The organism is Methanorbis furvi, from assembly GCF_032714615.1.
GTDB lineage: Archaea > Halobacteriota > Methanomicrobia > Methanomicrobiales > Methanocorpusculaceae > Methanocorpusculum > Methanocorpusculum furvi.
This window is the reverse complement of sequence record NZ_JAWDKA010000005.1, coordinates 89,229-111,053: the sequence shown is the minus strand read 5'-3', so window position 1 is coordinate 111,053 and position 21,825 is coordinate 89,229. Positions and strand designations below refer to the sequence as shown.

Here is a 21,825-nt window from a genome sequence, read left to right as displayed (position 1 = left end):
AAATCACATCGGCCCCATACCGCCGAAGTCTCCGCCGCCCTTGCTCATCTGCTTCATCATCTTATTCATTGCCATCCGGTTGCCGCGGAATCCCTTCAGAGTTTTTTGCATCATCTTATAGTATTTGATCAATTCGCGGACTTCGTCGATGGTTGCTCCCGCACCTTTTGCAACACGCGTCATGCGAGAAGTGTTGATGAGAGAAGGATCATCCAGCTCCTCAGGGGTCATCGAGTCCATGATGATGCGGAACTTTTTCATCCGATCCGCAGTCCCGTCAAGTGCTTCGGAAGGAACATTCATTCCGCCGAGCGGCAGCATGGATAAAACCTGCTTTAACGGACCCATCTTCTGCACAGCTTCAAGCTGCTTGTACATATCATTCAGCGTGAACTTGCCGCGAAGCATCGCATTGACATCCACATCCTCAGGCTTGATCGCTTCTTCAGCTTTTTCGACAAGCGCCTTCAGATCGCCCATGCCAAGCAGACGGGAGATGAAACCATTCGCATCAAACCTTTCCAGATCCTCAATCGTTTCACCATTACCGATAAACACAATGCCGGAGCCCGTCTCTGAGACCGCAGACATTGCGCCTCCGCCTTTTGCCGTACCATCCATCTTGGTAACAATCACGCCGTCAATACCAACCGCTTCATGGAACCTTTTTGCCTGATCACGTGCTGCCTGACCAAGAGCCGCATCGATAACCAGCCAGCGATGATCTGGTTTCAGGAGCTCGTTGATCTGCATGATCTCTTCAATCAGATCATCCTCAAGAGCGTGACGGCCCGCAGTATCAACGATGACAACCTCGACATCCTTCAGCGCCGCAAGACCATCACGGGTGATCTTGACCGCATCCTTCTCATTTGGATCACCGTAACAGGGCACATTGATCTTTTTACACAGCGTCTCAAGCTGAGCGTACGCACCGGGCCGGAAATTGTCAGCTCCGATTGCTCCGACCTTCAGACCTTTGCGCTGGAAGTATCGGCAGAGTTTTCCGGTCGTCGTCGTCTTACCAGATCCTTGGAGACCTGCCATCAGAATTTTCTGCGGACGAAGAGACAGCTCGGCCTCCTTGCCGACAAGGTTGACCAGCTCCTGGTACACAATCCGCAGAACATGCTCGCGGACGTTCATGCCTTTTGGCAGATCCTCGTCCAGTGCCCGCGTCTTGATCGACTGGGACAGCTGCATGACCAGCTTCACGTTCACGTCCGCGGAAAGCAGGGCACGCTGCAGATCGCGAACCAGTTCATCCACTGCCGCACGGTCGATGACCGTTTTTCCGGCAAGTTTTTTCATTGCATCCTTTAAGGAGTTGGAAAGATTGTCAAGTCCCATTAATTTTCATCTCCGAAAATTTCATCGATAATCAAAGAAGGAGTGAACGGTTTCATGTCCGAGTACTCCTGACCGACGCCAAGGAACACGAGCGGTTTGCCGATTGTGTATGCGATTGATATTGCGGCACCGCCTTTGGGATCCATGTCAACTTTGGTGAGGATCACACCGTTCGTGGAAACGGTTTTCTCAAACTCTTCGGCACGAACCACCGCATCATTTCCTGCAACAGCCTCGTCAACATAGAAGACGAGGTCAGGCTTCATCACGCGTTTGATCTTCTCGAGCTGATTCATCAGATTCACGCGGTTGTGGAAACGACCGGCAGAGTCGGCAAGCACTACATCAATATTGTGGGCTTTGGCGTACTCAACCGTGTCATAGAGAACTGCTGAAGGGTCAGCTCCTTCCTGATGAGAGATCAGTTTGATGCCAAGGCGGTCGCAGTGTACACGAATCTGTTCTATTGCGCCTGCACGGAATGTGTCGCCTGCCCCGATAACCACAGAGAGTCCCTGACTTTTGAGATAGTAGGCGATCTTTGCGACCGATGTGGTCTTGCCGGTACCGTTTACTCCGGTGAAAAGAATCTTCACCGGCTTGTCGTGCGCCTTGATGTATGCGACCAGATCAAATCCTTCGCCAAGGACGTCCTCGATCGCATGCTTGAGAGCGTTCGTCACCACTTCTTCAGGAGACTCGCGAATTTTGCGGTGCGTTCCAACCAGTTCCTTTTTCATGTGATCGGTGATTGCTTCGGCGACCGGAAAGGCAACGTCTGACTCAAGAAGGATCATCTGCAGTTCAAACAGTGTTTCGTCAATGTCTTTTTCCGAGAGGACGAACTCACGTTCAACGACAAGCGTCTTCAGTTTGCCGAAAAATCCGGGCTTCTTGGATTCATCCTCGTGAGCCGGCACTGCCGGTGTTGAGGATGGTTCGGGAGCTGGAACAGATTTTGGTGATGGTGATGATGGCGGTGATGCCGGAGTTGGTATGGTATCAACAGTGCGAGCCTCCTCCGGCTTGGGGGGACTCACAGGAGTACTGGATAGAGCAGGAGCTTCAAGTGCAGGCAGTTCGGCCTCAACTTCGGTTGTCACCGAGGCGGCCTCTACGCTGCTGCCCAGTTTCTGGGTAATCCCGCTGAGTTTTTTCTTCAGCCCTTCAAACATTATCTATTCATTCCTCTTAAGAGTATAAATTGCCTCTGTTATCAGATTCATCGCCGGATAAGATTCGTATTTTGTGTGAATTTTTTGAAAATGCAGCGGGCCAAATTCTGTAGAAGATCATACGAGGAGTTCTACAATACGATTTTGTGAGGTCACGCACGATCTCAGAAAAATTATTTTCAACGTGATGCTACGTGCGACTTATACAAAAAAAGAAAAAAATATTTTTATTCAATACCGACCATGACTTCGCTTGCCTTGACAATCGCGTAGGCTTCTTTGCCGACAGCGAGGCCGAGACTCTTCACTGCGGTCTTGGTGATGATCGACGTGATCTGCTGGCCGCCTGTTATCTCAATCACGACTTCAGCGTTTACTGCGCCTTCTGTAATCTTGACAATTTTTCCCTTGATCTGGTTCCTTGCACTAATTTTCATGATAATCACTTGATATCTATGCACTGCCACATCATAAACTCATGCATATGTGACAATGCATTTTCATTAACTTTTCAAAGTTTGGTCTCTGACAAAGGCCGCATAAACCGGTCATCAGACCTGGCCGACTCGATTTCTCCGAGTTTTCCTTCAAACCATCCGCATCGTTCGTTCGGATACGCATCAAACTGGGAAACATATGGCTTGATGTCGAGCACCGGCGTTCCGTCAAGAATATCCACATCCCCGATCGCAAGATTTCTCCCCTTCCGCTCAATCAGTCTGACCACCGAGAATCCTATCTGGTTCGGCCTGCGGGGAACCCGGGTTGCAAACACGCCGTGCGACTCGGTATCAAGAAACGGCGTTGCGGTAAGGGCAAACCCTTCGCTTTTGTGCAGACTATATATCAGAATGATACGGGAAAATCCTTCGATGCCAAGCAGTCCCTCCTCCAGATCAGGCCGCAGCTCAAGGATGCCGGTGCAGGTTTTTGCGGCAGGCGGCTGAATCGGCATGCCTTGCAGGCTCGTGTGCGAGGAATGGATGATGCCGATCGGCTGATAGGTGACTGAGTCCATACTATGTTGTTGGCGTTCGTGTTTCAAAAAATGCTGGTGTTAGTGATCAGGTTTGAGAAAATCTGAAGAGGTCAGGGACAAAGAATCTATTCTATATTCCGCTACGTCCAAGTAGTGATCAGTTATGCCGATTCGTCCCGAAGCTGAACTTGCCGCATTGCAGAGCGAGCTCTCTCTCCTCAATGCCTATCCGAAGGAGAAGCTTGCAGAGATCATTCAGGACATCGGATTTTCCTGTACCTGCTGCGGCAAATGCTGCACCCGCGACTTTAACGGCCATGTGTTTCTGCTCTCATCCGATGCGAGAAACGCGGCTGCGTTCGCACCCGAAGCGCTGATGCCGGCGCCGGATTTTTCCTACTCAGACAATGAAGGAAACTTCTATGTCTCAGGTTACGCGCTGAGGACAAAGCCTGACGGCTCTTGTGTGTTCCTCTCTGAAGAGAAACGCTGCACGATCTATGATCGCAGGTTTTCCATCTGCCGGATTTACCCGTATATGCTGCACCGCGAACCGGACGCACGCGGACGCATCGACTGGCGGCAGATCAGCGGGCTTGACGAGCATGGCGAGTATGATGTGGAGATCTCAGCAACCGCGGCAGACGCTGCGGCAGCAGAGGTCATCGCATATGAGACCGCATATCTTTTGCAGGAGATCGAGTTTCATGAGGCAGTGCTGGCGAAGTTTTCTGAGAAGGGCATCAGATTTGTTCGCCGCGATCATGATCTGCGGATGCGGGAGTTTTTGCGTGGGGAGGAGGCTGCCTCGGTTTACGTCTGGAATGGGGAGGAGCTTTGTTTGGAGCAGGCGATGCCTGAAGATTATCGGTAATTTTCTGATACCACGAAATAATTTCTCGTTACTTTTTTCTGGGAAATGTGATGATGGATGTGTATTTGAAACGCGAATAGCGCGAATCGCATGCCTGTGGCCTGCTCACCGCTTCGCGGAATAGCGCGAATAAAAAAATTATTTGTGATTTTTCGGGCGAATTTGTCTGAAAAAAAGGTAGCTTAATATTTTCTTAAAAATCGCCATTGGCGATTTTTTTATTCGCGTTATTCGCGTTATTCGCGTTATTCGCGTTTCAGAATCTCATCCTGCCCATCAGCCACATCAGCAAGGAAACGCTCCACCACATCCCTTGTTACATGCGGCATCAGCACAAACCGCAGATGATTATCCCGCGTATGGGAAACCTTCCATCCTGCCGGAACATCCCCCGCAGAAAACGCCGCCACATTCATAACCGGATCCACCACCCGGGAAAATCCGCAGGCCTCCATCCCGGCAACCAGTCGCCGCGTATTCTCCATACATCCGGCAACCATTGACCGGAACCCTTCACGTCCCAGATGACGAATCACCGCATACGCACCCGCAACATCAGCTCCCGGCCGCGTTCCCGCAAGCGTACACTGCTTCTTCACCGTCAGATACGGCGTATCAACATTCAGACACCCAAGCATCTCCTGCTCCCTCAACAAAAGACACCCGCACGGAATCGTCGAAAGCCCCATCTTATGCGGATCAAGAGAAATCGAATCAACCCCCTCAACCGCAAAATCAAACGGAACCGGACGCTCAAGGAACGGAATCACCAGACCACCGAATGCCGCGTCCACATGGCAGAAACAGTCATGCTCTTTTGCAATCTTTGCAATCGTTGGCACATCATCCACCATACCATACTCGGTCGTCCCGGCAACCGCTGCCACCGCAATCGTATTCGCATCCACCATCTCCGCCATTCTTTCGGTGTCCACCATATAGTTTCTCCCGTACGGCACAACCCGCATCTCAAGACCCAGCATATCGCACGTCTTATCAAACGAAAAATGCGCAGACGCAGGAACCACAATATTCGGACGCTTCACATCCTCCCTCTGCTTTTTTGCAATACGAATCGCCTGAAGATTCGACTCAGTCCCTCCAGCCGTCGCATAACCCCCTGCGGAACGCAGATGCATCAGATCGCCTAAGGATCTGATCAGCAGATCCTCGACCTTCATCGTCCCCGGGAAGAGACCGGGGTCTCCCAGATTCGTCGCACTAAACATCTCCTGCACCGCGATCGCAATCGGATGCGGAATCGTACACATCGAACTGAGGATATGATCATGATGCACATCCTCAGCCCGAACACCGGAAAGGAAGGAGATGACCTCCTCCCTGCTGCATCCTCTCTCCTCCATAAAATAACGCCTGAAAAAATTTGGAAAAATTAATTCTTCTTCAACGCCGCATTCAAAAGAATCTGGCGCTCGGTCTTTGCGACAGTCTCGCGAATCTTCTGGATTGCATCAATGTTTGACGAAACACTTGCAATACCCTGATTCACCAGCCACTTCACAAACTTCGGGTCCGAGCCTGCCTGACCGCAGATCGAACACTCAACGCCCGCTTCGCGGCACTGCTCAATACAGCTTGCAATCAGCCGCATAACCGCCGGATGTTCCGGTTCGTACATATCGCCGATAAGACCGTTATTGCGGTCGACCGCAAGCGTATACTGAACCAGATCGTTTGTTCCAAACGAACAGAAGTTGATGCCTGCCTTGATGAACTCATCAATAATAATAGCGGACGCCGGAACCTCCACCATAATACCGAGCACACGGTTGTCCACATCAATACCCCAGGAGCGGAACGCCTCCTTTGCTGCGATAAACTCGCGGGGGTGCTGAACGAGCGGGAACATAATACCGAGATTGTCGTAGCCCGCGTCCCAAAGACGTTTGAAACAGGCTGCCTGAATTCTCAGCTGATCGATCTGACGAAGATCGCGGCGGATACCGCGGAATCCCAGCATCGGGTTGTGCTCGTCAGGCTCGTTTTCGCCGCCAGCCATATTTCTGAACTCATCAGTTGGCGAATCGATCGTTCTCACCCAGACCGGTTTGCCGCGGAATGCGTCCAGCACGGTCTTGATACCATTGTAAAGTTCGGAGATGAACTCCTCTTCCTTGTTGTTTTTAATGTACCAGCCGGGGGTCTTGTTCATACCGATAATCAGGTGCTCGATTCTGAGCAGTCCGACACCATCAGCACCGGTAGCTGCCGCACGGGCGGCTGCTTCGGGCATAGAGACGTTGACCTTTACAGACGTTGCGGTAATAATCGGGGCTGCCGCGACCGCTGTGGTTGCGGCAGCGCCTGCTGCCGAAACTGCTGCTTCAAGCTTTCCGTCATAGATCAGACCTTTTTCTCCGTCGATGGTGACGATCTGACCCTCTTTGAGGAGCGTCGTTGCTTTCTTTGTGCCGACAACTGCGGGCGTGCCCAGCTCTCTGGACACGATTGCCGCATGGCAGGTCATTCCGCCTTCGTCGGTGATGATACCAACAACTTTGCGCATGGCAGGAACCATGTCAGGATTGGTCATGGACGAGACCATGACGTCGCCTTCTTTGACACGGGAGGTGTCGCGGGCGTCAGTCACAATTACGACAGGCCCTGACGCAATTCCTGGAGATGCTCCGTATCCCTGTAAGATCACTTCGGCGTCTGAGACCACATCACCACAGGAGTCGCCGTTCTTTGCAGTTCCATTCTTCTGAATCGTGGTGATCGGGCGAGACTGAAGGATGTAGATCGTGTCACCCACAATTCCCCATTCCATGTCCTGCGGGATTTTATAGTGCTCTTCAGAGATTACGGCAAACTCTGCAAGTTTTGCAACCTCTTTGTCGGAGAGCACCTGAGCGTCCTGGCGGTTTGCCGGAACGGTCACGGTTTTGGTTCCTTTGTTTCCGTCAGGAATGATCTCCACAGATTTGTTGGCAATGGTTTTGGTGGTGATCCGCTTGTTTTTGCGGTCATAGACATAGTTGTCAGGAGAAACGGTTCCGGAAACTACTGCTTCGCCAAGGCCCCATGAGCCTTCCATGATGACGTTTGCTGCCCCTGAAATCGGGTGCGAGGAGAACATGACTCCGGCTTTTTCCGAGAAAACCAGCTGCTGGACAACAACCGCGATATTGACGGTGCGGTCATCGAATCCCTGTTTTGCACGGTAGTAGATGGCGCGGGCACCGTAAAGGGATGCCCAGCAGTCCTGCACGGCCTGAAGAAGATCTTCTTCGCCGAGAATATTCAGGTAGGTCTCCTGCTGACCGGCAAAGGATGCGTCCGGCAGATCTTCTGCGGTTGCGCTGGACCTGACAGCTACGACCGTTTTTGACCCCATTTTCTTGTAGGATGCGGTGATCTCTTTTTTGATCTGTTCTGGCATCTTTACAGAACTTACCATCTCTTTGACCATGTCGGCGGTCGAGTTGAGGGCATCGTTGTCATCGACGTTGAGTTTTTCCAGTATATCGAAGATGGAATCCTCAAGTTTTGTCAGCTGCAGAAATTTGCGGAAAGCCTGGGCGGTCACGACAAAACCCTGTGGAACAGGGAGACCAATGGAGGTCATTTCACCAAGAGAGGCGCCTTTCCCTCCAACAGAAGGGATGTCATCTTTACGGATTTCGTTGAGCCATAAGATATCGGGTGATTTGTCCATAGACACTCGGTATTACATTGGTGCCAAACAACAATAATAGATTGCGTTGGGATGGGTATATTGTGGTAGAGGGAAGCGGGGTCTATGTCCTTGGTTTCGCTTGGAGTAACCACGGAACACACTGAACACACGGAATTCCACGGAAATAAAACACGGAGAACGCCTGCGGCGCCGGAAAACACGGAAAGCCTAAGAGTACGGGTATGTGTATAGGTCACCATTTTGAGATGCCAATCTCCTTAGACTTTCCGTGTTTTCCGTAAGCGAAGCGGTATTCTGTGTTTTTTCCGTGGAATTCCGTGTGTTCAGTGTGTTCCGTGGTTACCCCAAACGAGGCCACATACGAAAATTATTTTCCAACTCTCTCCAATCCAACTCCACGAAGCAGGACAATACTATTACCGTTCAAACACCAATACGTACAGGATTATCCGTGAGCTTCAAAGTACTTGTCAGCGACCCGCTTGCCGAAGAGGGCATTGCTATATTAAAGGGCTTTTGTGATGTTGATGAAAAAGCCGATCTTTCCGAGGACGAACTCGTCAAGATCATTGGTCAATATGACGCACTGATTGTCCGGTCAGGCACACAGGTCACCGCCCGCATCATCGAAGCGGCAGACAAAATGAAATACATCGGTCGTGCCGGCGTCGGCGTGGACAACATCGACTGCGACGCTGCAACCAAAAAAGGAATCATCGTCTCGAACGCTCCGGAAGGAAACACTCTCGCCGCAACCGAGCATACAGTCGCCATGATGATGGCGCTTGCCAGAAACATCCCGCAGGCATCCGCATCCCTCAAGAAGGGCGAGTGGAAACGCTCCAAGTTCATGGGCAATGAGATGAACGGCAAGACGCTCGGTGTTGTCGGATTCGGCAGAATCGGCAGAGAAGTCGCAAAACGTGCGCAGGCTCTCCAGATGACGGTCATCGCGTACGACCCGTTCATCCCTGCCGAAGTTGGTGCCGCGATGGGTGTTGAGATGATGAGCGTTGCCGAGCTTTTCACCAAAGCCGACGTTATCACAGTTCACACCCCGCTTATTCCATCCACCACGCATATGGTGAACAAGGACTCGATTGCAACGATGAGAGACGGCGTTCGCATCATCAACTGTGCCCGCGGCGGTATCATTGATGAAGCAGCTCTCTACGATGCAGTAGTTTCCGGCAAGGTTGCAGGAGCTGCTCTTGACGTGTTTGAGGAGGAGCCGCCAACCAGCTCTCCGCTTCTGACGCTTGACAAAGTCATTGTCACACCGCATCTTGGCGCAAGCACGGTTGAGGCACAGAAGAATGTCGCAATCTCGGTTGCCCAGCAGTGTATCGAGGTACTGAAAGGCGGCTCGGCAAAAAGTGCGGTGAATGCCCCGCTGATTGCTCCTGAAATTCGCCCGAAGCTTGAACCATTCGCACAGCTTACCGAAAAGATGGGCGGTCTTGCAGCCCAGCTTGCGGACGAAGCTATCACTGAGGTTGAGTTTGCGTACTTTGGCGAGGTTTCTGAGATGAAGCAGAATCTGAAGTATGCCACCCGCATGGGCCTGAAGGGTCTGCTGGACAAGGCTTTGCATGCTCCGGCAAATGTGGTGAATGCAGAGTTTATCGCACAGCAGCGTGGTATGACGGTCGTTGAGAAGACATCGGCTGATGCAGGCGACTACAAGTCGTTAGTTGAGCTGAACTTTACGACAGCGAAGGGCAAGCAGACGATCTCGGGAATTGTTACCCGTGTCGGTCCACGCATTACGGCAATTAACGGCTACTCGATGGATCTGGTGCCGAGAGGAAATGTGATTATTGCAGATCACATCAACCGTCCGGGCGTTGTTGGTCCGGTTTGTGTGCTTCTTGGCAAATACAATATTAATATCTCCAACATGCAGGTAGGACGTGTGGATGTCGGCGCAGAGTCTCTGATGATTCTCGCGGTCGATGATCTGGTTCCGGCAAATGTAATGAAGGAAGTCGCGGAGAGCGATGGCATTATTTCTGCGAAGTTCATGCAGTTGTAATTGAAGCAATGCCGCCGCCTTGACATGGCGGAGATTGAGGGTAATCCTCTTTATTTTTTTAATTATGCGCTATTGATACCGTTCTGATTTTTCTGCTTGCAGACTTTGGCTGTGTTTTGAGAGTAGATGTGTCTTGAATCTTTTGAAATTTTCTGAGACTTCAGAATTTATGGAATGATATCTGCACAGTCGCTGATTTTTTCTCTTTTGTGCGGGAGGATTTTATTCAGCCTGCTGTTTTTTGCCTGACCGGTCTGTTTTGAAAATCACTTGAAAATCTTTATATTTCGGAATGTCTAATGTATTAGAGCACACAGGTGCAATACCTCTGTGGACTCGTGGTCTAGTTGGCTATGACGTCGCCTTGACATGGCGGAGATCAAGGGTTCGACTCCCTTCGGGTCCACTTCTTTTCTGAAAGACTTTCAAAATATTCGGTAAGTATTTTTCCATCCACTACATAGTATCTCATTACTTTGCAGTTTTCCTACCGCACGTTCGCACTTCTCCTGCTCCTCCTCATTCTCGCAAGCTTTGGTGCTGGCTGCATCACGTATGTCCCAGGGCCGGAAATCCCAACGTCCACGCCGGAAGAGACGCCAATGCCCACTCAGGAAATTACTGCAATTCCCACACCGACTCCGACCCCTCTCCCCACTACTGCATGGGGAATGCTGCGTTCTGAGTTTTCCTGGACCTATCAGAATACCAACCACACCTACTATATCGACGTCCCAAAATCCGTATACCAGTACTTCCAGAAACAGGATCACACCAAAAACAGCAATTACGTCCGCTACGCCCTCTCGGACTACGACCGCACCTACATCAAGGAGATTGCTGATGCGTTTACTGCGATGGGTGCAAAAGCCGGATACAGCGAGAAGGAAACGATTGAAAACTTCATCGCATTCGTGCAGTCACTTCCCTACACCTCGGATAGTGAAACCACCGAAATTGAAGAGTATCCGCGCTATCCCTTAGAGACGCTTGTGGACAAAGGCGGCGACTGCGAGGATGTTGCCATTCTTATCGCCTCTGTGCTTCATGAAATGGGGCACGAGACGGTGCTCTTCAAACTCCCGGAACATATGGCGGTCGGTATTGCAGGAGACGACATGTTTTCCGGAACATATTATCTCTATAATGGTACGCGCTACTACTATCAGGAGACCACCGCCAAAGGCTGGAGTATCGGTGATCTGCCTGAAGAGTTTGCCGATGTCACGGTTGAGGTGCTCCCGCTCGAACAACATCCGGTAATGAATTTTGAGTTTATGGCAGAACCCGACACCTCTACATGGGACACGGCAGTGTACCGGATGGTTGCAACCGCGGAAAATCTCGGCCCCGGCACTTCGCATGATGTTCGGCTCGAGGTGACGGTGCGGGTTGGCGGCAAGGTGTATGACAGCCAGATATTTTTCCTCGATGACTGCCGCGAGCATGACACCGTTACTCTCACGGGAAAGATCAATCTTCCCCGCCGTGAGCAGGCAGAGATCGTCGCAATTCTTACCGGCGGCAATCTGCATGGGGACGTGATTGCCGAGACCGGCGTGTTCAACGCGCCGTGAGGGATACACGAATTACAGCCCCAAAACGCCGCTTCGGTCTGTTGTTCGTGTTTCAAAAAATCTCGAAGTGAGAAACACCCCCCCCTATTTTGATGCTAGATGCTAGATGCTAGATGCTTGGTGCTTCTCAATCAGAAAACATCTGACCAGCAAAAAAATCCCGCAGACTTTCAAAATAGTAGATAGTGCTCCGTAAGTACTCTCGTATTATATATTTCTTTCTAAAAGTATATAAATGTGTGTATTGTCAGGATGGAAGAAACGTCAACTTCTCTCCTCTTCCAATCATAATGGGGATAGCACCAAGCATGAAGCATCTAGCATCAACATGCCTTGGAGGTCCCTCAAGTGGGGTGAAGGAGAGAAAAGTCCCCAACAATGAAACTCATCGCCGCAGAACTCCTGTCTTCAATACATTCTTCAAAATCGCCATTGGCTATTTTTTTTATTCTGCGAAGCTGCGGAGTTGCGAAGCAGTGAGCAGGCCGAAACGACTCCTGAAAGGAGGAGTTAAACACGACGGAACGGCGTGTGGAAGGCATGCGATTCGCGTTTATTCGCGTTTCCAAACGCCACCCTCTCCACCATCTCAACTGGATGCTGGGTCTTTGCCGCAGTCTCTGAAACACTCATCCCACTCGCAAGACAGCGGCGGATAACCATCTCCATACTCTCGCCGACCTCGATAATATGCAGATTCGGATCATACATCCGCACAACCCGCTGGCCCCACGAATGCTCAATCATTTCATGGACATAGTTGATCTCAGGCATCGCCTTCAGGCGTGACAAAAACAGATCGAACTCCTCCTCCTCAAAATAGAGTTCCATATTATGCGGCCGGCAGAGAATCGTATCATCACTCACTCCCGTCAGACGAGCAAACGATGCAACTGACTGCAAGGAAATGCCGTTCGTGAAGGAGACGTTCTCACCGAAATCATACGCAACCTCAAGGTCAAACAGATTCTGATAAAACTGCACTGACGCAGCGATATCCTTTACCACAATTAACGGACCGAGAAACTTCATCTCACTTCTCCACAATTTTTCTCATGAGCATCATAACGCCCGGCTTTTCCTTTCGCCTCACGCGTGAGACACGGGCCCCCGCCGGAACTGCGGGTGCTGTCTGCATCTCAGCCTCCATTCGTGCGGTGATCTCATCAAAAATTCTCTTATACGCAACACAGTGCGGATCAACACCAGACGCGTCCGCGTCTCCCGCGAGCGCGTTGTAGGGACAGCCGCCCCGGCAGTAGCTGATGTGGACGCAGTCTTTGCAGGCAGAGTCCACATGATCCTTGAATGCGAGCATTCGCACTCCTGCCGGTGTCTGCATCAGCATCTCAACTGTCGGTGCGTCATGCACATTGCCCATCACCCACTCCGGCATTCCGACAAACCGGTAGCAGGGATAGATGTCCCCGTTCGGTCCGACGGCAAATGTTGTCCCCATGCAGTCCGCATACGTGCAGACACATCCGCTTCTGGTAAACACGCATCGGCAGAGGTCGTTGATGTTCATGATCTCAAGATCATCTGGATTCGCAAGTGCTGCGTCCAGAAGATACACCAAAAGCTCTCCGTACTCTGTCGGGGACAACGTCCACTCGTTCGGGTTGTCGCCTTTGAGGGAGGGGAGAGCGGGATGCAGCTTCATCACCCATCCCTGACTTTGGAAGAACTCGACGATCTCCTCTTTTCTCTCGACCGAGGAGTTGGTGAATGTGCAGATGAATCTGACGAGAAGTCCGTGGGCTGCTGCTGTCTGGTAGCCGGCGATGGTTCGCTCGAAGTAGTCATCACCTCTCTGGTAGTCGGTCAGATCTTTTGGTCCGTCAATGGAGGAGCCAAGCGGGACATGGTGACTGCTCAGAATCTCTGCGAGTTCGTCGGTCATCAGCCAGAGGTTGGTCTGCATGGCAAACTCCGGACTGAGATGCGGCAGACGTTTTTCAATCATTGGCAGAACTTCGCGGTAGAACTCCGGGCCTGCGAGAAGGGGTTCTCCGCCGTGAAAGGTAAAGGTCACCCGCTGGTCCTGTAATGGTTCAAGCCACTTGACGATTGCTTCAGCTGTTGCCAGGGTCATTTTTGGCGAGTTGACGTCTGAACTCCAGCAGTATTTGCATCGCCCGGGGCACCCGAGGGTTGGGATGATCATCACATGGAAGGGATTTTTCATCGATATCATTACTGGTGTTTTTTGGGAGATAAGTTTCTGCCGGTCTTTGGTGGTTTTTCCTTGCGGTGGGATGGGGGATTCTTTTTCTTTGGTTTTATTTGGAAGAGGAGTTACGCGGTGATGAGTTTCATTGTTTGGGATTATTCTGAAGGTGGTCTCGCTTGGAGTAACCACGGAACACACTGAACGCACGGAATTCCACAGAAAAAAACACGGAGAACGCCTGCGGCGCCGGAAAACACAGAAAGCCTAAGGAAGTTGGTATCTCAAAGTGATAGTATCTCCATATACCAATACACTTAGTCTTTCCGTGTTTTCCGTAAGCAAAGCGGTATTCTGTGTTTTTTCCGTGGAATTCCGTGTGTTCAGTGTGTTCCGTGGTTGCCCCAAGTACAACCACATCCAAAAAATTCTACTTACTTAGTCTCTGTTGAACAAAACCGCAGAAGCCGCTCCCGCAGATCATCAGGAATTGGCGTCTTGCACTCACTCTCATAATCGAAGTAGACCAAAACATCCTCAGCAGTCGCGATAAGATTTGCATCAGAATCATAGATCGAGTGGCTGATCAAAAAACTCGTGTTCTTCACCTCGGTCACCACAGAATCAACCGTCACCGTTCCCGGATAATACAACGGCTTACAGTACCGACAGCTGGTTGCCGCAAGAATCGGGGCATGAGCAGGCCGCGTACTTCCCTTCATCAGACCCACCTCTTCACACAGATGAATTCTGGATGTCTGCACATACCGCAGAATTATCAGATTATTTACATGGCCATACGCATCGAGATCATCCCAGTCAACGCGAATCACTGTTTTCAGCTGCACTCAACAACTCCTTCAAACAGATAGGTGTGATGATCAGGTAAATCTGTGGAAACGACTCCTCAGACATGCATGTTTATTGCCGGTCCAACTACAACCTGTAATCATGACAGCACAGTTAGTAAAACTGGAAACAACACTTGGCAACATTGTCCTCGAACTTCGCGAGGACATGCCGGTCACCTCAGGCAACTTCACCGACCTTGTCAAAAAAGGATTCTATAACGGCGTAATCTTCCACCGCGTCATTGACGGATTCATGATTCAGGGCGGAGACCCGACCGGCACCGGTCGCGGCGGACCCGGCTACGCAATCAAAGATGAATTCATGCCTGACAACAAAAACAACCGCGGCACCATCGCCATGGCAAACGCAGGGCCGAACACCGGCGGAAGCCAGTTCTTCATCAACCTCGTCAACAACAACTATCTCGATAAAGCGCATCCCGCATTCGGCAAAGTTGTCGAAGGAATGGACGTGGTCGACGCAATCGGCAAAGTCAAGACCAACTTTGGCGACAAACCGGTCACCGAAGTCGCCATCAAAATGGCAACCCTTCTCTAAACTTTTTTTCGCACTTTCACTCCCCGCGGTCTATCCTTCATATAGCCCAAGCGCCATATAGAAAAATCAATGACCGAAAAACATGAGTGGCGCAAAGAGGACAAAACCCTCTACCTCCCCAAAAATCAGCCGGAACTGATAACTATCCCTGCCATGAAATTTTTCATGGTCAAAGGAGTCGGCGACCCAAACACGAGTCAGACCTTCGCCGACCACATCGGCCTTCTCTACTCCCTCTCCTATGCAGTTCGCATGATGCCAAAACAGGGATTCACGCCTGAAGGCTACGCGCCTTACACCGTCTACCCGCTCGAAGGAGTCTGGGGACTCGTCAACCCAGAGCTTGGAATAGCTGACAAAAGCAACTTCTCCTACACATTGATGATTCGCCAGCCCGAGTTCGTCACTGACGACGTAATCTCCCGCGCAAAAGAGGCAGTCAGAAAGAAAAATCCTGACGCCCGTGTTGATGAAATGATCTTCGAAGAAATCGAAGAGGGACTTGCCGCCCAGATGCTGCATATCGGACCATACGATGATGAACCGGCAAGCTTTGCACGCCTCGCCGCATTCCTTGAAGAAAACCATCTCGAACGCACCTCACTCCTGCATCGGGAGATCTACATCTCAGATGCCAGAAAGAGTGACCCTGCAAAACAAAAAACCGTACTTCGGTGGACGGTCCGAAAAAAAGAAGTGTGAGTGTAGGGTTTTCCTTACACGCAGGAGAGCTTCACTAAGTCTTCCTGAACGGTTGAGCTTGGCTGAAGTCCGAAGTTTTCGACAAGAACATTCAGGATATCAGGCGTGATGAATGCCGGGAGAGAGGGACCTATCATGATGTTCTTGATTCCCAAGTGCAGGAGCGTCAGCAGGACGAGAACCGCTTTCTGCTCGTACCAGGCGATGTTGTAGGAGATCGGCAGATCGTTTACACCGCAGCCGAATGCGTCCGCAAGGGCGAGTGCCACAACCACCAGACTGTACGAGTCGTTACACTGGCCTGCATCAAGCACGCGGGGGATACCTTCGATATCGCCGAGCGGCAGGGCATTGTAGCGGTACTTGGCGCATCCTGCGGTCAGAATAACCGTGTCTTTGGGAAGCGCCTTGGCAAACTCGGTGTAGTAGCTGCGGCGTTTATCGCGGCCGTCACAACCTGCCATCACTACAAATCTCCGGATCTTTCCTGACTTGACGAGTTCGATAACTTTGGGCGCCAGAGCAAGCACTGCATCGTGAGCACAACCGGTCAGAAGGTCGGGGCGTCCGAGTTCTTCGGGCGAGCGGCAGGTCTTTGCAAGCGCGATGATTGCGGAGAAGTCCTTGCTTCCGTCAGGTTTTGCTTCGATGTGGGGCGTTCCCGGGAAACCGACGGCACCGGTCGTGAACACTTTGTCTGCATAGGCTGGCGCTGGCGGGACGATACAGTTTGTTGTGAACAGAACAGGACCGTGGAACTTTGGGAGTTCGTTTCTCTGCTCTGCCCATGATCCGCCAAAGTGTCCGCGGAGATGCGGATACTTCTTGAAGGCCGGATAGGCGTGGGCAATCAGCATCTCGCCATGCGTGTAGATGTCAACGCCCGCATCTTTGGTTGCTTCAAGCAGCATCTCAAGGTCTTTTAAGTCATGGCCGGTGACGAGAATTCCGGGTTTTGTTCCGGCACTTGTGGACACACTTGTGATCTCCGGCTTTCCATAGGTCTGGTTCGCTTCATCTAACAGAGCGAGAACTTTTGCCCCGTAAGCTCCACACTCGAGCACGAGTCCAGTTCTCTCTTCGATCGTGAGGTTCTCAAATCTTGAGGCAAGTGCGTCGCGGATGAATGTGAGGATGCTGTCATCTGTTTTGTTGAGCACGATTGCATGCGAGTAGTAGGCGGCGAGGCCTTTGATGCCGAAGAGCAGTGTTGAGTAGAGCGACCGGACGTTGACATCTGCGATCTCGTCAAGTCCTGCGGGGGCGTCAAAGGCGGGTTCGCCCGCGGCCTTGGGCAGGGAGTTGTAGTGTGCGGTGATGCAGGAGGAATACTCTGCAAAACACTGCTCGTCGAAGTTGACGTTTGTCAGCGTGGCAAACAGTGCTTCAAGAACGCAGGGCTGAAGATCGATGTTTGCCGCTTTTGCCCGGTAGGCAAGACATGAAAGAGCGTAGAGAACATCATCCTGAGCTCCGGCAACGATTTTGTTCTTTCCACAGGCGCCGCCCAGAGAACAGGGCTCTTTTGATTCCTGACATTGTGTACAGTACATGATTATTTTCACCTTGGTTTCTTTTGTATAGTATGTATATGGTTGATACTTAGTTATATAACAAAAAGTTTCCAAAAACATACCATGGGAGTTTTGGTCGGGATGGGATTTTGAAACGCGAATCGCAGGCCGCAGGCATGCGATTCGTGTTCTTCGCGTTTCAGAATTCGCGTTTCAGATATATCCCCAGCCAAGATGTTTATATTGTTAGCTTCCTAACTATCATGAGCAATGGATCCACAGCCGCCGGTCATCATCGAAATAAAAAAACTTGCCAACCAGATAAAACGTCAGCTTCACAACTCAGACAGTTTTTCAAAATGCGAAAACCTCACCGGAGTACAAGGATGGATTATCGGCTACCTTCACCATCAGGAAAAGGACATCTTCCAAAAAGACATCGAAGAACAACTTGAAGTCAGACGCTCAACCGCAAGCGGCATCCTCCAGCTCATGGAAAAAAACGGCCTCATCATCCGTGAGCCCGTACCCTACGACGCCAGACTCAAAAAGCTCATCCTTACCGAAAAAGCAAAAGATATCCACCGTCGCGTCGCCGGAGAAATGAACCGAATCGACTCACGACTCACCCGCGGCCTGACATCCGAAGAACTGACCCTTTTCTGTTCAGTGATCGCCAGAATGCAGAAAAATCTCGCAGGAGACAACCCATGAATCATATCGTCGAGCGGCTTTCAAAATCCATCCGCGAATACAAACGTGACAGCCTTCTTGCACCGGTTTTTGTCGCACTCGAAGTCGTAATGGAAGTCCTCATCCCCTTGATCATCGCAGGCCTCATCGACGACGGCATTACCGGAGGCAGCATGCCGATCATCGTCAAACTCGGCCTCACCCTTCTCCTGTTCGCCATCATGGCTCTGGTGTTCGGCGTACTTGCCGGAAAGTACGCAGCATCAGCCTCCGCAGGATTTGCGAGAAATCTCAGGCATGACATCTTTCACAACATCCAGAACTTCTCCTTCGCAAACATCGACAAATACTCAACAGCGAGCCTCATCACCCGCATGACAACTGACGTCACCAACGTCCAGAACGCATACCAGATGATCATCAGAGTTGCCATCCGCTGTCCCCTGATGCTGGTATTCTCCTTCCTCATGGTGGTAGGCATCAACGCTGAACTCTCGCTCATCTTCCTCGTCCTTCTGCCGATTCTCGGAATCGGCATGTATCTGATCATCACCAAAGCCCATCCCCTCTTTGAACTCGTGTTCAAAACATATGACCATCTCAACAAAGTCGTGCGGGAAAACCTGCGGGGAATCCGGGTCGTGAAGTCCTATGTCCGTGAAGATTATGAAACACGAAAGTTTCGCGACGTCTCAACCACAATCTACGGCTACTTCAGCAGCGCTGAAAAACTTCTTGCATTCACGAGCCCCCTCATGCAGGCGATAATTTATGCAAGTATTCTTCTGATCTCATGGTTTGGAGCACAGTTCATTGTACTCGGCAACCTCTCGACCGGAGAACTTGTGAGCCTCATCGCATACACCATGCAGATTCTCATGAGTCTCATGATGCTCGCGATGGTCTTTGTAATGATCACAATGGCGCGTGCGTCTGCGAAACGAATCACCGAAGTGCTCGACGAAGAAATTGATCTCAAAAATCCTGACTCCCCCGTCTACGAAGTCGCAGACGGAAGTGTGGAGTTCCAGAATGTCAGCTTCAGCTACACCAAAGATCAGAACAGACTTGCCCTCAAAAACATCTCCCTGAAGATAACGTCCGGAGAAACAATCGGTATTCTCGGCGGAACGGGAAGCTCAAAGTCAACACTTGTTCAGCTGATCCCGCGACTCTATGACGCAACTGATGGCGCGGTTTTTGTCGGCGGCAGAGATGTCAGAGAGTACGATATTGCCGCTCTCCGCAATGCAGTGGCAATGGTTTTACAGAAAAACATCCTGTTTGCAGGAACGATCCGTGACAACCTCAGATGGGGAAACCGGGACGCAACCGAGGAAGAGATTGTACATGCCTGCCGGCTCTCTCACGCTGATGAGTTTGTCAGCAGTCTGCCACAAGCCTATGACACACATGTGGAACAGGGCGGTTCAAACTTTTCCGGCGGCCAGAAACAGCGTCTCTGCATCGCCCGTGCTCTTCTGAAAAAACCGAAAATTCTGATTCTCGACGACTCAACAAGTGCGGTTGACACCAAAACCGACTCTCTGATCCGGGCAGCGTTCAGGACCGAACTTCCTGCCACCACCAAGATCATCATTGCGCAGAGAATCTCCTCGATTCAGGATGCGGACCGGATTCTTGTTCTGGACGAAGGTCGCATCACTGCCGAAGGAACCCATGCGGAACTTCTGGAAAAGGATCCTGTCTATCGGGAGATGTATCACTCCCAGCAGAAAGGAGGGGAAGAGTAATGCCGCCGATGGGGTCTGGCCGACACCACGGTCGCGGACAGTTCGGCGGCGGCAGAAAGCCTGGCGATGCCATGAAAACGATAAAGCGTCTGCTTGGATATCTGACCGGAACCTACAAAATCCGGTTCGCAATCGTTCTCATAGGAATTGTTCTGAGTTCCATCACCGGAGTTGTCGGTTCGCTCTTCATGGAGGTGCTGATTGATGACTATATCACGCCGCTTATCGGGGTAGAGAATCCGGTCTTCACCGGTCTTCTGACAGCGATCACATTCATGGCCGTCATCTATCTGATAGGCATTGTATCAACACTCATCTACACGCGAATGATGGTGGTCATCGGTCAGGGGGTTATGAAAAAGATCCGCGACCAGATGTTTGCCCATATGCAGAAGCTGTCGATAGGCTACTTTGACTCACACACTTTTGGCGATGTGATGAGTCATTACACCAACGATACCGACACCCTTCGGCAGATGATCACCCAGAGTGTGCCGCAGGTGTTTTCATCGGTGGTGACGATTGTTGCCGTATTTGTGGCGATGGTCTACACCAGTGTGTATCTCACACTTATTGTTGTCGCGATGCTGGTTGTGTTCTACTTCGTGACAAAGTACATCGGCGGCAGGAGTGCGAAGTACTTTGTGCAGCAGCAGAAGTCGCTCGGGACGGTGAACGGCTACATCGAAGAGATGATCAACGGCCAGAAGGTGGTGAAGGTGTTCTGTCATGAGGATGCGTCGAGGCTCGAGTTCGATACATTGAATGACGAACTTTACGGTCACGCAAAGTCGGCGAACACGTTTGCCAACATCTTCATGCCGATCGTGATGAATATCGGTAACATTCAGTATGTTTTGGTGGCAATCATCGGTGGAGCTCTTGCGATTAGTGGTATCGGCGGTCTGACGCTTGGGGCGATTGCGGCGTTTATGCTGCTGAGCAGGAGCTTTATGATGCCGGTCAGTCAGGTTTCCCAGCAGATCAGTGCGGTCGTGATGGCGCTTGCGGGTGCGGAACGCATTTTCCATCTGATGGATGAACCGGTCGAGGATGATCCGGGAACCGTCAGACTGGTGAATGCGAGAGTCGAGAACGGCGTTCTTTCTGAGACGACGGATGATACCGGTATCTGGGCATGGAAGGAGGAGACTCCAGAGGGAACAATTTACACGCAGCTGAAAGGGGATGTACGGTTTGATGAGGTGCATTTCGGATATGTGCCTGACAAAGAGGTTCTGCATGGTGTGAGTCTCTATGCAAAACCTGGTCAGAAGGTTGCCCTGGTCGGCGCGACCGGAGCAGGAAAGACGACGATCACAAATCTGATCAATCGTTTCTATGACATCTCTGAAGGAACGATTCTCTATGACGACATTGATATCAAGAGAATCAGGAAGAGTGATCTGCGGTGGTCGCTCGGCATGGTTTTGCAGGATACCAATCTGTTTACCGGAACGGTGATGGAGAACATCAGGTACGGAAAACTGGATGCGACCGATGAAGAGGTGTATGCTGCGGCAAGGCTTGCGAATGCTGACGGTTTCATTCAAATGCTGCCTGAGGGTTATGAGACGATGCTGGAAGGAGACGGCGGCAGTCTTTCGCAGGGTCAGCGTCAGCTGCTTTCGATTGCGCGTGCGGCGGTCGCCAACCCGCCGGTGATGATTCTGGACGAGGCGACGTCGAGTATTGATACGCGAACTGAGGCGATTGTGCAGGCTGGAATGGATTCACTGATGAAGGGAAGGACGGTGTTTGTGATTGCCCATCGTCTTTCAACGATTCATAATGCGGATGTGATTCTGGTTCTTGAAGACGGCAGAATCATTGAGCGCGGCAGTCATGATAAGCTGATTCAGGAGAAGGGAAAATACTACCAGCTCTACACGGGAGCGTTCGAGCTGGAGTAACATACTCTATTTTTCATA

At 51.1% G+C, this 21,825-nt stretch carries 18 protein-coding genes and 1 tRNA gene; 9 read left to right on the top strand and 10 right to left on the bottom strand.

Going from position 1 to position 21,825, the window contains the following annotated elements:
* Positions 1–3: 3 nt before the first annotated feature.
* The 4 genes from McpAg1_RS05520 to tsaA all read right to left on the bottom strand — a co-directional run bounded on the left by McpAg1_RS05520 (position 4) and on the right by tsaA (position 3,543).
* A complete protein-coding gene (locus McpAg1_RS05520; protein WP_338094299.1) occupies positions 4–1,350 on the bottom strand; it encodes a signal recognition particle protein Srp54 in 1,347 nt (448 codons plus the stop codon).
* Positions 1,350–2,525, bottom strand: coding sequence for a signal recognition particle-docking protein FtsY (ftsY, locus tag McpAg1_RS05515; RefSeq protein WP_338094298.1), 1,176 nt, complete (start codon positions 2,523–2,525; stop codon positions 1,350–1,352). Before ftsY ends, McpAg1_RS05520 begins: the two co-directional genes overlap by 1 nt.
* 227 nt (positions 2,526–2,752) lie before the next feature.
* Positions 2,753–2,962, bottom strand: coding sequence for a TOBE domain-containing protein (locus tag McpAg1_RS05510; protein WP_338094297.1), 210 nt, complete (start codon positions 2,960–2,962; stop codon positions 2,753–2,755).
* A gap of 74 nt (positions 2,963–3,036) precedes the next feature.
* Positions 3,037–3,543: a tRNA (N6-threonylcarbamoyladenosine(37)-N6)-methyltransferase TrmO gene (gene tsaA, locus McpAg1_RS05505; protein WP_338094296.1), complete on the bottom strand. Its 507-nt coding sequence runs from the start codon at positions 3,541–3,543 to the stop codon at positions 3,037–3,039.
* 124 nt (positions 3,544–3,667) lie between these two features.
* On the opposite strand from tsaA, the gene McpAg1_RS05500 reads away from it, so the two are divergent.
* Positions 3,668–4,378 carry a YkgJ family cysteine cluster protein gene (locus McpAg1_RS05500; RefSeq protein WP_338094295.1) on the top strand — a complete coding sequence of 237 codons (711 nt, stop codon included), beginning with the start codon at positions 3,668–3,670 and terminating at the stop codon, positions 4,376–4,378.
* 245 nt (positions 4,379–4,623) lie between these two features.
* On the opposite strand, the gene mfnA is transcribed toward McpAg1_RS05500, so the two are convergent.
* The gene (gene mfnA / locus McpAg1_RS05495; RefSeq protein WP_338094294.1) at positions 4,624–5,742 is read right to left on the bottom strand and encodes a tyrosine decarboxylase MfnA; all 1,119 of its coding nucleotides are present in this window, start codon (positions 5,740–5,742) and stop codon (positions 4,624–4,626) included.
* A 29-nt stretch (positions 5,743–5,771) separates the two neighbouring features.
* Positions 5,772–8,057, bottom strand: coding sequence for a phosphoenolpyruvate synthase (gene ppsA / locus McpAg1_RS05490; RefSeq protein WP_338094293.1), 2,286 nt, complete (start codon positions 8,055–8,057; stop codon positions 5,772–5,774).
* 433 nt (positions 8,058–8,490) lie between these two features.
* Here ppsA and serA point away from each other — a divergent pair, with 433 nt between their 5' ends.
* The 3 genes from serA (at position 8,491) to McpAg1_RS05475 (ending at position 11,651) form a co-directional block, all read left to right on the top strand.
* A complete protein-coding gene (serA, locus tag McpAg1_RS05485; RefSeq protein WP_338094292.1) occupies positions 8,491–10,074 on the top strand; it encodes a phosphoglycerate dehydrogenase in 1,584 nt (527 codons plus the stop codon).
* Between the two features lie 332 nt (positions 10,075–10,406).
* Positions 10,407–10,480 (top strand) — tRNA-Val (locus tag McpAg1_RS05480).
* 70 nt (positions 10,481–10,550) lie between these two features.
* On the top strand, positions 10,551–11,651 hold the full coding sequence (locus McpAg1_RS05475) for a transglutaminase-like domain-containing protein (protein ID WP_338094291.1): 1,101 nt from the start codon (positions 10,551–10,553) through the stop codon (positions 11,649–11,651).
* Between the two features lie 510 nt (positions 11,652–12,161).
* Here McpAg1_RS05475 and McpAg1_RS05470 read toward each other — a convergent pair.
* The 3 genes from McpAg1_RS05470 to McpAg1_RS05460 form a co-directional block, all read right to left on the bottom strand.
* Positions 12,162–12,683, bottom strand: coding sequence for a VOC family protein (locus McpAg1_RS05470; protein ID WP_338094290.1), 522 nt, complete (start codon positions 12,681–12,683; stop codon positions 12,162–12,164).
* 1 nt (position 12,684) lies between these two features.
* On the bottom strand, positions 12,685–13,839 hold the full coding sequence (locus tag McpAg1_RS05465) for a TIGR04083 family peptide-modifying radical SAM enzyme (protein ID WP_338094387.1): 1,155 nt from the start codon (positions 13,837–13,839) through the stop codon (positions 12,685–12,687).
* 416 nt (positions 13,840–14,255) lie between these two features.
* On the bottom strand, positions 14,256–14,669 hold the full coding sequence (locus tag McpAg1_RS05460; RefSeq protein ID WP_338094289.1) for an acyl-CoA thioesterase: 414 nt from the start codon (positions 14,667–14,669) through the stop codon (positions 14,256–14,258).
* A gap of 103 nt (positions 14,670–14,772) precedes the next feature.
* Between McpAg1_RS05460 and McpAg1_RS05455 the strand changes: the two genes are divergently transcribed.
* Together McpAg1_RS05455 and McpAg1_RS05450 are read left to right on the top strand one after the other, a co-directional pair.
* A complete protein-coding gene (locus tag McpAg1_RS05455; protein WP_338094288.1) occupies positions 14,773–15,231 on the top strand; it encodes a peptidylprolyl isomerase in 459 nt (152 codons plus the stop codon).
* A 69-nt stretch (positions 15,232–15,300) separates the two neighbouring features.
* Complete coding sequence (locus tag McpAg1_RS05450) at positions 15,301–15,933, top strand: GyrI-like domain-containing protein (RefSeq protein ID WP_338094287.1); 633 nt, start codon at positions 15,301–15,303, stop codon at positions 15,931–15,933.
* Positions 15,934–15,947: 14 nt separating this feature from the next.
* On the opposite strand, the gene hcp is transcribed toward McpAg1_RS05450, so the two are convergent.
* Complete coding sequence (gene hcp, locus McpAg1_RS05445) at positions 15,948–17,486, bottom strand: hydroxylamine reductase (protein WP_338094286.1); 1,539 nt, start codon at positions 17,484–17,486, stop codon at positions 15,948–15,950.
* Positions 17,487–17,717: 231 nt separating this feature from the next.
* Here hcp and McpAg1_RS05440 point away from each other — a divergent pair, with 231 nt between their 5' ends.
* Genes McpAg1_RS05440 through McpAg1_RS05430 form a run of 3 tightly spaced genes read left to right on the top strand, consistent with a single transcriptional unit; the run spans position 17,718 to position 21,807 of the window.
* The gene (locus McpAg1_RS05440) at positions 17,718–18,161 is read left to right on the top strand and encodes a MarR family winged helix-turn-helix transcriptional regulator (protein ID WP_338094285.1); all 444 of its coding nucleotides are present in this window, start codon (positions 17,718–17,720) and stop codon (positions 18,159–18,161) included.
* Positions 18,158–19,894, top strand: a complete 1,737-nt coding sequence (locus tag McpAg1_RS05435; protein WP_338094284.1) for an ABC transporter ATP-binding protein — start codon at positions 18,158–18,160, stop codon at positions 19,892–19,894. The genes McpAg1_RS05440 and McpAg1_RS05435 overlap by 4 nt, the downstream gene beginning before the upstream one ends.
* An 8-nt stretch (positions 19,895–19,902) precedes the next feature.
* Entirely contained in the window at positions 19,903–21,807 is a 1,905-nt protein-coding gene (locus McpAg1_RS05430) for an ABC transporter ATP-binding protein (RefSeq protein WP_338094283.1), read from the top strand.
* Positions 21,808–21,825: the final 18 nt, after the last annotated feature.